This is a genomic window from Zavarzinella sp. (assembly GCA_041399155.1).
Lineage (GTDB): Bacteria > Planctomycetota > Planctomycetia > Gemmatales > Gemmataceae > JAWKTI01.
In genome coordinates, this window is sequence record JAWKTI010000001.1 from 1595862 (window position 1) to 1609009 (window position 13148).

Annotated in this window: 8 protein-coding genes; 7 read left to right on the plus strand and 1 reads right to left on the minus strand. The window is 48.1% G+C overall.

What is annotated here, in order from left to right; translation table 11 throughout:
* The first annotated feature begins 145 nt into the window (after positions 1 to 145).
* Positions 146 to 3316: a DUF1549 domain-containing protein gene (locus R3B84_06665; GenBank protein MEZ6140237.1), complete on the plus strand. Its 3171-nt coding sequence runs from the start codon at positions 146 to 148 to the stop codon at positions 3314 to 3316.
* A 3-nt stretch (positions 3317 to 3319) separates the two neighbouring features.
* Here R3B84_06665 and R3B84_06670 read toward each other — a convergent pair whose 3' ends face one another.
* Entirely contained in the window at positions 3320 to 5155 is a 1836-nt protein-coding gene (locus R3B84_06670; GenBank protein ID MEZ6140238.1) for a mucoidy inhibitor MuiA family protein, read from the minus strand.
* A 330-nt stretch (positions 5156 to 5485) separates the two neighbouring features.
* Here R3B84_06670 and R3B84_06675 point away from each other — a divergent pair, with 330 nt between their 5' ends.
* The 6 genes from R3B84_06675 to rbfA all read left to right on the plus strand — a co-directional run bounded on the left by R3B84_06675 (position 5486) and on the right by rbfA (position 13123).
* Positions 5486 to 6454 carry a DUF1559 domain-containing protein gene (locus R3B84_06675; protein ID MEZ6140239.1) on the plus strand — a complete coding sequence of 323 codons (969 nt, stop codon included), beginning with the start codon at positions 5486 to 5488 and terminating at the stop codon, positions 6452 to 6454.
* Positions 6455 to 6716: 262 nt separating this feature from the next.
* Entirely contained in the window at positions 6717 to 8534 is a 1818-nt protein-coding gene (locus R3B84_06680) for an aspartate kinase (protein ID MEZ6140240.1), read from the plus strand.
* Positions 8535 to 8908: 374 nt separating this feature from the next.
* Positions 8909 to 10087 carry a translation initiation factor IF-2 N-terminal domain-containing protein gene (locus R3B84_06685; protein ID MEZ6140241.1) on the plus strand — a complete coding sequence of 393 codons (1179 nt, stop codon included), beginning with the start codon at positions 8909 to 8911 and terminating at the stop codon, positions 10085 to 10087.
* The gene (infB, locus tag R3B84_06690) at positions 10084 to 12297 is read left to right on the plus strand and encodes a translation initiation factor IF-2 (protein ID MEZ6140242.1); all 2214 of its coding nucleotides are present in this window, start codon (positions 10084 to 10086) and stop codon (positions 12295 to 12297) included. Before R3B84_06685 ends, infB begins: the two co-directional genes overlap by 4 nt.
* 90 nt (positions 12298 to 12387) lie before the next feature.
* Positions 12388 to 12687 (plus strand): DUF503 domain-containing protein, encoded by a 300-nt coding sequence (locus R3B84_06695; GenBank protein MEZ6140243.1) that lies wholly within the window; start codon positions 12388 to 12390, stop codon positions 12685 to 12687.
* Between the two features lies 1 nt (position 12688).
* A complete protein-coding gene (gene rbfA / locus R3B84_06700) occupies positions 12689 to 13123 on the plus strand; it encodes a 30S ribosome-binding factor RbfA (protein MEZ6140244.1) in 435 nt (144 codons plus the stop codon).
* Positions 13124 to 13148: the final 25 nt, after the last annotated feature.

The following is a 13148-nucleotide window of genomic DNA, read 5'->3' on the forward strand; positions in this document are numbered from 1 at the left end:
GAAAAACCCGATGTGGTTGAAATTTGCTTTTAAAAACGCCCCTTTTTGAGGTAACATATTGGCAATGAAAATACAGCAATTATTCTCGATATCGATGATCGCAAAACAGTTTAGTCCTAGTACTTCGCTGATCTTGTTTGTTTACATGAGTGGTTTCTGGATGCCAGTGACCTTGCATTCGAAAGAACCAGATGCTGCGAAAGTCGCTTTTTTTGAAAAATCGGTTCGGCCGCTTCTGGCTGAGAAGTGTTTTAGTTGCCACAGTGAAGCTGCAAAAAAATCGAAAGGTGGACTGGTAGTTGATTCATTGCATGGTTTACTTACTGGTGGAGACACCGGCCCGGCGTTAATTCCCGGGAAACCTGCTGAAAGCCTGTTAGTAGAAGCAATTCAATACAAGAATGTAGATCTGCAAATGCCACCCAAGGCGAGGCTGGCTGATAACGAAATTGCGATCCTTGTGAAGTGGATTGCTGATGGTGCAGTATGGCCCAATTCAAAAACGCCTCGGAAGATTGTAAAAATCTCCGATGAAGACCGTCAATGGTGGGCATTTCAGCCGATTAAACGACCCATTGTGCCTGAAAATGCAGGGAATCCGATCGATCATTTCATCGACGCAACATTACGCGAAATGAATCTTACCCCTTCCGCACGTGCAGAAAGAGAGGTGTTGATTCGGCGCGTAACGCTGGACTTGACCGGGTTACCTCCGACGCCTGCAGATATGGAATCGTTTGTTCAGGATCGAGATCCGAATGCTTATTTCAAACTAGTAGATCGATTATTGGCCACCCCCCGTTATGGGGAGCGTGCTGCTCGTCTTTGGTTGGATTTGGTGCGTTATGCAGATAGCGATGGCTACCGACTGGATGAGTATCGTCCCCACAGTTGGCGCTATCGAGATTATGTCATTGCGGCATTCAATGAAGACAAGCCATATGACCGCTTTGTGCAGGAACAGATCGCTGGGGATGAACTGTTTCCTGGCGACCCACAAGCCTTAATTGCAACTGGTTACCTTCGACACTGGATCTATGAATACAACCAGCGCGATGTGCGAACACAGTGGGAGTTGATTCTGGATGACATCACAGATACCACAGCCGATGTGTTTTTAGGCATGGGGCTGCAATGTGCCCGCTGCCACGACCACAAGTTTGATCCCCTCCTCCAAAAAGACTACTTCCGTTTGCGGGCGTTTTTTGCCGGAATACTGCCAAGGGAGGACCAGATTGCTGCCACTCCTGCGGAACAGAAAGCCTATCAGCAGAAATTAGCCGTGTGGGAAACTAAAACGGCTACCATCCGGAAAGAACTGGATGAAATCGAAGCACCCTACCGCAAAAATGCGGCAAAAAAAGCGATCATCATGTTTCCAGAAGACATTCAGGAAATGATCAACAAGCCAGCTTCAGAACGCACCGCCAAAGAACATCAGTTGGCAGAACTTGCTTATCGTCAAGTGACTTACGAGTTCGGTAGGCTTGATAATTTCATCAAAGGGAAGGACAAAGAACGGGTCCTGGAATTGCGCAGACAACTGGCCACATTTGATGCTTTGAAGCCTCCACCGTTGCCTGTGGCGTTTGCCGTCAGTGATGTGGGGCCGAAAGCAGCGGAAGTCTTTATTCCTAAGCGGCCAGACAACTTAATTGATCCTGGATTCATTACAATTCTGGACGAACAGCCCGCGAAGATTGTACCGAGTGCGCAATCAACTGGTAGACGCACCGCATTGGCAAAATGGCTCACGAGCCCTGAGAACCCCTTAACCTCGAGAGTGATTGTCAACCGTCTATGGCAACAGCACTTTGGTAAGGGATTAGCGGTCAACAGCAGCGATTTTGGTAAACTGGGTGAAGCACCATCACATCCTGAGTTGCTGGATTGGCTTGCCAGCGAATTAATGAACCCCACAGTGGGGCAACATGGGAACCCAAAACCATGGTCATTAAAGCACATTCATCGTTTGATGGTTACCAGTGCTGCGTACCAACGTAGTGCTGAGCACGCGAACATGGAATCTGCACGAAAAATCGATCCGGAAAATCGCTACATCTGGACTCGCACCGTTCAGCGGATGGATGCGGAACAGATACGCGATTCCTTCCTGGCAGTTACCGGGGAATTAACCGATAAAACTGGTGGCCCAGGTGCCGCCGCAACTGTGCCATGTCGGACAATTTATACCAAGACACTGCGGAACCAGCGAAACCCGCTTCTTGATGTATTCGACGCACCATTTTGGTTCAGTAGTTCGTCTTCAAGAGATACCACCACCACGCCTGTTCAATCACTGTATTTATTCAATAGCCAATATCTGTTGCAACGCTCAAAAGCATTTTCTGCACGACTCCAGCGTGAGGAGCCCAGTAATGAAGAAGCCAGAATCGATGCTGCCTATCGACTGGCATTTGGGCGTGCTGCGACATCTGAAGAAATTGCAATTGGCAAACAGTTTCTGGCAGCCCAACAGGCACGCATTCAACCTGAAAAAACAGAATCTGCCGAAGCCAAATTTGAAGCAGGTAAAATCCCATTTCGAGATGGACAGGCTGCCGATGTGAAACTCAACGGTAAAGCGGGATTTGAAGTACCCCACCACGCCGTGTTACCTGAGAAAGATTTCACGCTCGAAGCATACATTTACCCACGAACAATTGCAGAAACAGGTACTGTGCGGACTATTATCTCCAAATGGGCGGGTAATAATCAACAACCTGGTTGGGCGTTCGGCATCACAGGTAAAAAATCGCGTCGGAAGCCACAAACCCTCGTTCTGCAGATGATCGGCAAGCACCGCGATGGTTCGTTTGGTGAAGAGGCACTCTTTTCTGATCAGCATATCGCACTGAACAAGCCATATTATGTGGCTGTCAGCTTTCGGCTGGCCACGAAAGAGCAAGCAGGTGAAGCGGTATTTTTTGTGAAGGATTTATCTAACGACGATGAGCAATTAGGCAGTGTGAAACTGCCCGTGGTCACCACTGGTGGGATAGCAAACAATCTGCCAGTGGCGATTGGCTCACGAAAGGGCGCGGGATTTGATGGCTTGTTAGATGAAGTGCGAATATCGAACAAAGCTCTCGTTAATGAAGAACTTCTCTTTTTGAAAGAAGCGGTCTCCAACAACACTGTCGGGCACTGGTCTTTTGAACCGAAACCAAACTTGTTCCACGACCTAACTTCAAATCAGTTGCACATCCGTGCTGTGGGTAGTTCCAGTAATGCACCCGCGAACTTGTCATTAGCAGCCTGGAACGATTATTGTCACGTTCTGCTGAACGCCAGCGAGTTTTTCTACATCAAGTAAGTTTTACTTGCCAATCGTGCTGCCCAGGTTGACGTTTTTATCGAATTCCAGTTTGTAGGAATAATCAACCAGTACCGGTTTATCGCCATGGTTTTCTGGATTCACCACAATATCCCAGCGAAGCAAATTCCGTGAGCGATCATCTCGTTCATAGATTGCATCTTTGCTGAGTGCGGGCGTCTGGCTGACCATCGTTACCGCGATGGAAGAGGATTCTGCCTTCGGCAATCGGTCCCACACTTGTAAGGTGACGGGTGCAGTCTTGTAACTTTGCAGCAGGATCTGGTAATCAAAGGTCAACACCTGGTTACCGCCCTGGGTTGTCTGGGTTTTATTCATGAGTTTGCGGGTAACCTGAAGCTGAGGATCAACTCCAAAGCCCACAGTAAATGGTTTGCCGATGGCAATCAGAGGTAACTGGGATTGGCCCACAAAATCACTCCCCTGATACATCGTGGCATCACCAGCCAGCAGTACGATTTCGCTCTTGTTGACCAGGTTTGCCAGTCGGTAAACGTTTTGGGTCAGCACAGGAACCGCTTTGTAAAAGTATTCCGGCATCAGTTCCAGGCGGGTGATTTCTACCACCAAGGCATCATTTCGGCTGGGAATTGAAAGTTTACGGTCCAGGTGATAGGTAACGCTGGGCCCTTCATCGGAAGTTCCCACTGCACCTTCTAATTGTTTTTTCACTTCTTCCTGCCCAGCCACCAGATCGCGGAATTGTTCCACTGCTGCTGCAGAATTGGCTAATTCACCAGCCTTCTTTTCGTCCCGCTTGTTGTAGTTATCCACCGATTGCTGACGAAATGTGCGGGATTGTTGGTCCAGTAGCTCGCGATAAGCACCAGGAGGCAAGTTTGGTTGTGGGCTTGGCCCACCAGGCAGATTAAAGCCAGGTGAGGTAGGTTTGCCATCTTTGCCAAAATTGTTCACTACAATCTGATGTGAAGTCACCTGCAGATTTAACGCCAACAAATCCGGGGGTGCTGCATTCAGCATTGGTTGTGCGGTAGAAAGTGTCACATCCACATTGTTCCAATCTTCGCCACTGTTCTGCTGCACACCTGCCAGGTACTCCACTAACACCACTTCTTTATCTTTACCTGCTCGGAACTTGTATTGTGGGCGCCAACTGACACCTTCTACCAGATAACTTAACCGAACCTTGCCAGCTGCATTATTTTTCTTTTCCAGAATGATGACCGCATCCCGTTCTGTGCGGCTGAAACCACCTGATTTTTCAGATAATTGTCTTTGCACAAATTGAATTTCCTTTTTCAATTCGTCGACTTTTTGCTGAACAGTAACTTGTTCTTTCAATTTCTTGGAACGATTCTCATTAATGTAATTGGCAAGTGTGATAATTTCTTCACTTTTTAAGGCCCCTTTTTCGGTTAATTGCAACATGGTGGCGGTGCTGAAAGTTTCCATTTTGCTCAACAATGCCAGAAACATTTTTATTTCTTCCAACTCACCGAGGAGTTTGGCATTATTGGTTTGCAATTCTGCAAGCTGGGATTCCAGTTTCCGCACTTCTTCCCGCGTATCCTGAAACACCGCACGACTGCGAAACCGAGCAGACAAAATTCGAGTGTCCTGGTTTCCTTCGGCATAAATCGAACTGGGTAAAATCTGACTGGGCATGGGTGTAATCATGATTTCCTGCACCCCCTGCCCCGCTGGTACAGTCACTTCCCGCGTGACCAGTGCCGTGGATTGATAGACCGTGACAGCAACGATGGTGCTATCCGTTGGCTTAAGTGGAGGATCTGCGGCAAAGAGCACATTGGCAAGCACAACTGTTGCGGTGCTGCACCACAAGTAGACCATTTTCATCGTTTTTCTCCTGAATTTGGGGGATTTTCTGAATAGAGAGATCAGTACCATACCCCACATGAAAGACGATCTTTAGGATACGAAAGGTTTGTAACAGATTTGTAAGTTGTTCAAACTGCGGGATGATGAGAATCATGATGCGAGATACAGTTTTCTCACAGATCTCTCACAATCAACAGGCATTTTTTGCCATAAAGATGAGATCTTAACCAATTCTACTCATAATCATATTTTTATTTGTTATTCTCTTGCAGTGGTGCGATTCAGTGCAGTATTAATGTTAAAGCGGTCTTCTGACCGTCATTAAATCATATTCTTTGGAGTGCGTTGATGGCGAATTTTTCCTCTCGACGATCAGGCTTTACCCTGATTGAGCTACTGGTTGTCATTGCAATTATTGCAATTCTCATTGGGCTTTTATTGCCAGCTGTGCAGAAAGTACGCGAAGCGGCCAATCGGTCGAAGTGTTCCAATAATCTGAAACAAATTGGCATTGCGTTACATGCTCACCACGATGGATTGGGTTACTTACCGAAAGGTTGTTCCCCATCAGATCAGGATAACACTGCATGGGGTCTCTCCTGGAAAGTGTACCTGTTACCTTACATGGAGCAGGATAACGTTTACAACCGCTTTCAACACACCACTGCTAGTGGTTACACAAACGCAAACAACATGGCTGTAGTAAATCGCTTTGTAGTACCAAATTATCGCTGTCCCTCTTCAACGTTACCAGAGTTTTACGCAACTTCCAACAATGCAGGTTCGATTCAGATGTTCACATCGTACACTGGAATTGCGGGTTCGACTTTGGATACTCCGCTAAACACTGGTGGTCACGGGTCAGGCAGCGGCGGGGGAAGTTTGTTTCAGAATAGCAAGATCAATTTTTCAGCAATTACTGATGGCACCAGTAACACGATTATTGTGGGTGAGCAAAGTGATCATCTACGTGATGCGAATAACCAACCCATCACAGGCAGCTATTCAGCGATCACCAGCCAGGGCCCCCACGGCTGGACAATGGGTACAAATAACACTGCTGTCGGTACAGCTAATACCGAACGGCATTTTAACTGCACGACTGTCGCATATCAGATCAACCAGCGTGGACTACCAAATTCAGGTGGGACCAGTCACAACACTGGTCGAAATATTCCTTTATCATCTGGTCATACAGGTGGGGTCAACGTCGCCATGGGAGATGGTTCCGTCCGCTTTTTGAAAAGCTCAACTGCTTTGGCTACCTTGCAGATGTTGTGTAGCCGAGCCGATGGTCTGGTAATTCCAGAAAATTAATCCTTATCCCTTTCCTTCGGAAGATTATTCTACAGTCACTATAAATGGATGTCAGGCCGTATCAACTTTTTTGATTCGATTATAATTTGTGCACGTTGAAAGTTGGCCAAATTGCCACTCGAAATCATTCTGATCGACAGTTGTTTCCTTGTTGAAAACCTGGTTGATTGCTCTCAAAACGATTTTCACTTTCATCAGTTCATAACATGATCCTTTCAGATGAAATAATGAACCTTTGCAAAGTTGTCGGGAGCAGTGCGGCATGTCGATCGTCGTGCAGAAATTCGGGGGAACCAGTGTTGCCAATGCAGAACGGATTACCAGTGCAGCAAGAAGAGCAATTCGGGCTAAACATGACGGCAATCGCGTAGTGGTGGTGGTCAGTGCGAGAGGTGATACTACGGATGATCTGATTGCCCTAGCAAGTGAAATCAGCGATAATCCACCTGCACGTGAAATGGATATGCTGCTGGCCACCGGCGAACAGATTTCGATTGCTCTGATGGCGATGGCAATCCAGCAATTAGGGGAAGCGGCAGTCAGTTTTACCGGTATTCAGGTGGGCATCCGAACCGATTCGTCTCATACGAAAGCTCGAATAAAGGCGATTGACACGGATAAAATGTTGCGTGCTCTCGAGTCAGATAACATCGTGATCGTGGCAGGCTTTCAAGGGGTTGATGAGCAGTCAAATATCACCACTCTCGGACGAGGAGGATCAGATACCACCGCCGTGGCACTGGCAGCCGCACTCAAATTGGCTGGAAATGCTGTTGCATGCGAAATTTACACCGATGTCGATGGTGTTTACACAACCGACCCCCGGTTAATTGCTGAAGCACGTAAAATGGATGCCATCTGTTACGATGAAATGCTGGAATTAGCCAGTATGGGTGCAGGTGTCATGCATTCTCGTGCGATCGAGTTTGCCAAAAAATATGATGTCCCCCTGATGGTGAGAAGCGCATTTACCGATGTGGTGGGAACCTGGATCGTTCCAGAAGCCAACTGGATGACCACCTTCCCCGCCTGTGGTGCAGCACTTGCAAAAGACGAAGTTCGGGTTTTTCTGGAAAGTCTGCCCGATCGGCCAGGTGTCAGCCACCGGATTTTTGAAGCAATCGCCGAAGCTAGCATTGCAGTTGACATGATTGGCCAAAGTGTTGGTTCTGGTGGGAAAGCTTGCATTGGTTTCACGTTGCTCCGAAATGATCTGAATAAAACTCTGATCACCATTCGACCTATTATCGATGAATTAGGTGGGGTGATTGCAACAGTTGAAGATGTTGCCAAAGTATCGGTGGTGGGTGCAGGAATGCCGCATTTTCCAGGTATTGCGGAAAAAATGTTTGCTGCACTGGCAGATGAAAAAATAAATGTAAAGATGATCACCACGGGCGAAATTAAAATTACCGTTTTGGTGGCAAGAGAAGATGGCCCAAAGGCCCTGAAATCGGTGCATTCGGCTTTTGAGCTGGAATCCCCTCGCACTGGTGCTGGTGTGGAAACTGACATCAGCGATCACGCTAGCACTACTTTGCATCCCCACCGTGGTGATCCGGCAGAACTTGCCGTAGCGTTGGCACGGTTATCAGGTATGGAAGATATTGTTGTCAGTGGGGTAAAACTGGATGCCTCCTACGGGCGAATTACCGTTTTTGGCCTGCCTGATCTGCCCGGTAACTGCTCCCGAGTCTTTGAAGCGATCGCTTCAGATGGTATCCTGGTGGATATGATTGTCCAGAACCTTACTGGGCCAGACCATGCCGAGTTATCCTTTACAGTTCCGAAAACGGATCTCGAGAAGGCACTGCAGTGTACACGAACTGTGATGAGCGAGATAAATCCCCAAGCTACTGTTGTTGGAGTGGGTGAAATTGCCATCCTGTTTGTTCATGGTGTCGGAATGCGTACTCACACAGGTGTGGCACGAAAAATGTTCGAAGCGCTGGCGTCACAAGGAATCAATATTGTGATGATCAATACCAGCGAAATCTGTATCAGTGTTGTCGTGGATGCAAAATTCGGTGATTTGGCACATTCCTGCATCCGAACTGCATTTGGCCTGGGTAATGGATAAAATGAGGGGATTTTAATGAAAATATCCTCATTTAATTTGTGAATAAACGAAAAATCAGATTCAATTCCTAAAAATATTACTTTTTGCCAGTGACAACCACCAAAATGTGTGTAACCTAGAATAGTATCAACAGGGTTTGTCGCCCTGGTGGTGCTATTGTATGGAGTTACTTCCACTAATTACACAAGTTGTGATACCCGGCGAAAGGATCGATTAGACACTTTATTATGTAGCTTTACCTCACCAGCTAACTACACCCACCATGGGTGCGATTGAGATACGGATATTTTCCGAACTGCAACACCGGGTACGTTCAAACAATTATTTTCTTGGTAGTTTATGGCAGCAATCAGTCTGCCTGGGGGTAAATCTGCTTGGCAAGTAGCGCCGCTAAACCTGTTCGTGTATTCGCTTTGGCTAAAAGTCTCAACGTCGACACCAAAGATCTCTTGGAATATTGCAAAGAACTTGGTTTTGACGTCAAAAACAACCTCAGTAGTCTGGAAGCTGAGCAAGTTGATCAATTAAAAGATCGTTTGAACAAAGGTGGCAAGCCTGCAGCCAAGAAGGTGTCTGCGCCTGCTGTACAACCCAGCAAGCCTGTAGTCCCCCAGATGGTGGACAAGAAAATCGTCACCCTACCCCCACCTCCCAAAAAATCGGTTGAGGAAACTCCCGAACTTGTGGAACCGGAAGAGCAAACAGATGCTCCGATTGTTGAAGATACAATTGTGCCTGTTGAGGCTGCTGCGGAAATTCATGAAGAATCATCTCCAGTGGAAGAGCCGGTTAAGCCACCAGTGCCTGAGCTTCCAAAGCGGATTCCCACGTTAGACTCTCCACGTCCTGCTCCCAAAGTAGAGCAGCCAGCTCCAGTTTTGGAAGTTGAAGAATCTGTTGATTCAGACGTTGTCGAGCAAGTTGAAGCAGTACAGGAGCAAGTGGCAGAACCGATCGAAGTGCCACTGCAGCCAGTTCAGGTCATCGAAGACACTGCCCCTGTTTCGGCAGAAATTGCACCCACAGTACAGCCGGAAGAAATTGCGATGCCTTCGAGCTCTGGCAATGTGGAAACAATGCCTGTGAAAGCAGCTACACCACAATTGTTGCCGCCCAAACGTCCGATGAATCTGAATACTCCTCGTCCGATGCAGAATTTGCAGCCGAAAAGACCGGTTCCACCTGCTGCAAAGCCAGCACCTGCTCCGCAACGTCCTGCTACAAGTGGATCGCCTGCACCGACAGCTCGAGCTCCAGAAAATCCTGCCCGCCCAACCGGTGGCGTGGGAGAGCGGCCACAACAACGCACTGCCAGCAATTCAGGTGCTGGTGATCGCCTCCAACAACGTCCTGCGCCCGGTACTGCAGGATCAGGTGGCACGGTACAGCACGCCCTGCCAATATTCAAGGCAGTCCTGCCAGTGGACAAGCCCCACTTCGGCCAGGAGATCGCAATCGACGCCAGCCTTCCCAACGTGGGACTGGGTCAATTGCTCAAAAAGCAGGCACTGTACGCCCAACTACCGAGCAACCTGGTGCCAAACCTCCAGTGAAGGGTGCTCCCACTCCCGGAAACAAGGCAGGTGCCGCCCAGCCCGGAACTTCACAGCCCGCACGCCGATTTACACTCGAAGAGTTGAAGTTGCTGCGGGAAGGCCGTCAGAACCTGACTGAGATCCGTCGCCAGGCAGAATTGCCCACACCTGTGAAGCCGGGTGCTGACGAAGTTGTTGAGGATGAAGCAGGCAAAGGCAAAAAAGGCATTCCCGCCAAGGGCAAAGACAGTCGGGCTGCAGAACGGGCCCGCCGCACGGAACAGCGGAAGGTCAAGACCCGTGACGTTATTATTACAGATGGACATGTAGAACTGGACGACCAATCGCTTGGGTCCAAGGTTGGCCGGCGTGCTGCCCTGTTACGCAAGCAGAAACGGGCCAAATTGCCTGGTACAATTGAGCGTAAAGGGAAAGTCCCAATTGCCTTCCCGATTACCGTACGCTCTCTTTCAGAAGCAATCGGGATGAAATCTGGTGAATTGCTGTTCAAATTGAAAGATTTGGCAAACGCACTCTTTACTATCAACAGCAGCGTAGAGCCAGCAGTGGCGGAATTGATAGCTGGCGAAAAAGGTATTGAACTGGATATTCAGCGTCAGAAAGATGCGGAACAGGACATGTTCGATGCCCATGATGAGGCAGCTGATGATGAAAGCAAACTGGAATCCCGCGCTCCTGTTGTGGTCATCATGGGGCACGTCGACCATGGAAAAACGACATTGCTTGACACCATCCGCAAAAAATACGGTATGGATTCAGATGTTGTTTCTTCGGAAGCTGGTGGTATCACACAGGTAATCCGTGCCTGGCGTGTCGAAAAAGATGGAAAACCAATTACATTCCTCGATACACCTGGTCACGAAGCCTTCACCAAGATGCGTGCCCGTGGGGCCAATGTCACAGACATTGCTGTCATTGTGGTTGCAGCAAACGATGGTGTGATGCCGCAAACAGAAGAGGCTATCAGCCACGCCAAGGCAGCAGGAGTATCGATCATTGTTGCCATCAACAAAGTTGATTTGCCAGATGCCAACTTGAAGAAAACAGAGCAGCAACTCTATTCACTGGAGTTGCTGCCTGACACGATGGGTGGTGATTGTCCATTCGTTTACACTAGTGCCGCCAAGGGCGATGGTATCGATGATCTGCTGGAAAATATTGCTCTATTGGCCGAATTGGCAGAACTGAAAGCGAATCCACACAAATCGGCCCAGGGGGTATGTCTTGAAGCATATCTTTCCGGCGATCAGGGGGTTAACGCGACGCTGCTGATCCAGCAAGGGACGTTACGAAAAGGCGAGGCGATTATCTGCGGATCTTCCTACGGGCGTGTGCGTGCCATGTATGATGATATGGGCCGGTCAATCGAAACGGCTGGACCATCTACTCCGGTACGCATCATTGGTCTAGATGAAGTTCCCAATGCAGACGACCACTTCCACGTGGTGCCTGAATTGGCTACAGCGCGTTTAATTGCTGAGAAACGGAAACAGCGATTCCAGGAAGCATCCCTTAATCGCTTTACCCCTGTCACTCTTGACAGCTTCAGCCTCAATGCATCCAAAACCAAGATTACTGAGTTGAAGGTAATTTTGAAAGCGGAAGCTCGGGGATCTGTCGAAGCCATTAAGAAGGAACTGGAAAAGCTGGTACACGAAGAAGTTCGTGTACGCGTTCTGCATTCTGGTATCGGGGCAATTACCGAAAGTGACGTTCAACTCGCGTTGACATCACCCGCAGATTCGATGGTGGTGGGATTCAACGTGGTTCCTGACGATGCTGCGATTAAGCTGGCAGACGAGAAGGATATCCCGCTTCGTGAATACAACATCATTTATGAATTGACGAACGATATCAAGGCTGCTCTGGAAGGTAAACTGAAGCCGGAAGAACGTGTGATCCATTTGGGCCGAGCTGTTGTTCGGGAAGTCTTCAAGATTCGTTCCGTAGGTACAATTGCCGGATGTTATGTTACCCAGGGTACCGTGGAACGTAATGCAAAAATCCGAGTCATTCGAGATGGTGCGGTGATTTTCCCACCACCCGAACGGACTGCCCAACTTGATTCTCTGAAACGGTTCAAGGACGATGTTAAAGAAGTTCGCGAAGGATACGATTGCGGGATGAAAGTGCTAGGCTTTGACGATGTGAAAACTGGCGACGTGATCGAAGCTTACCGCATTGAACAGGTTCAACGGAAACTGTAACCAACTTCCGTCGGCAACGTTCTTTGAATTAGTGATTTTTCTGGGATTTTAATTTTCGCCAATCATTGGCTTGTTGCCAATTGAAATAAGATGCATGTAGGTTACGCAAAGTTCAAGCTTTTGCTTCGTGGTGCCCGAACACTGAAAGAAAAGAGACAAGTTGTTCGAAGCATGAAAGACCGTATTTTCAATTCATGGAAAGTAGCGGTCAGCGAAGTTGATTTGCAGGATATTTGTCAATCAATCGTGTTGGGGGTTGCAGTTGTAGGCTCTGATGCAGTAACAGTGCAGTCGCTATTGGAGGAGATCACTCAAGCAATGCGCGTACATCCGCAAGCTGAGTTTGTTTCTGTGGTGAAGGAAGTTTTGAAACCGGAACTGGTGGCATAATATGAAAAAATTCCGATTGGCTCGAGTTGCGGAAGTCGTGCGTGAAGTGGCCAGTGAAGCAATTTTGTTTCACCTGCGAGATCCACGTATTAAGTTTACTACAGTAACAAGAACCGAAGTGACTCCGGATCTGCAAACTGCCAAAGTGTATGTTTCTGTGATGGGTTCCGAAAAAGAACAGACACTGACATTACATGGTCTACGCAACGCTGCTGGATTTGTGCAATCAAAGTTGGCAGAACGGATGACAACTCGCTATATTCCCAAGGTGCAGTTTTTTCTTGATACAGGCCTCAAGAACAGCCTGGAAGTCAGCAACATTCTTGCACAGGAAAAACTGAGACAATCCACGGATGATGAAACGGAAAAGCTTCTCGATGTACAACCAACTGTTGAAGATCTCCCCTCGGAAGCGGATTCATCACCTGCCAACTAGTTGTGTAACGTTCCACATGATGAGG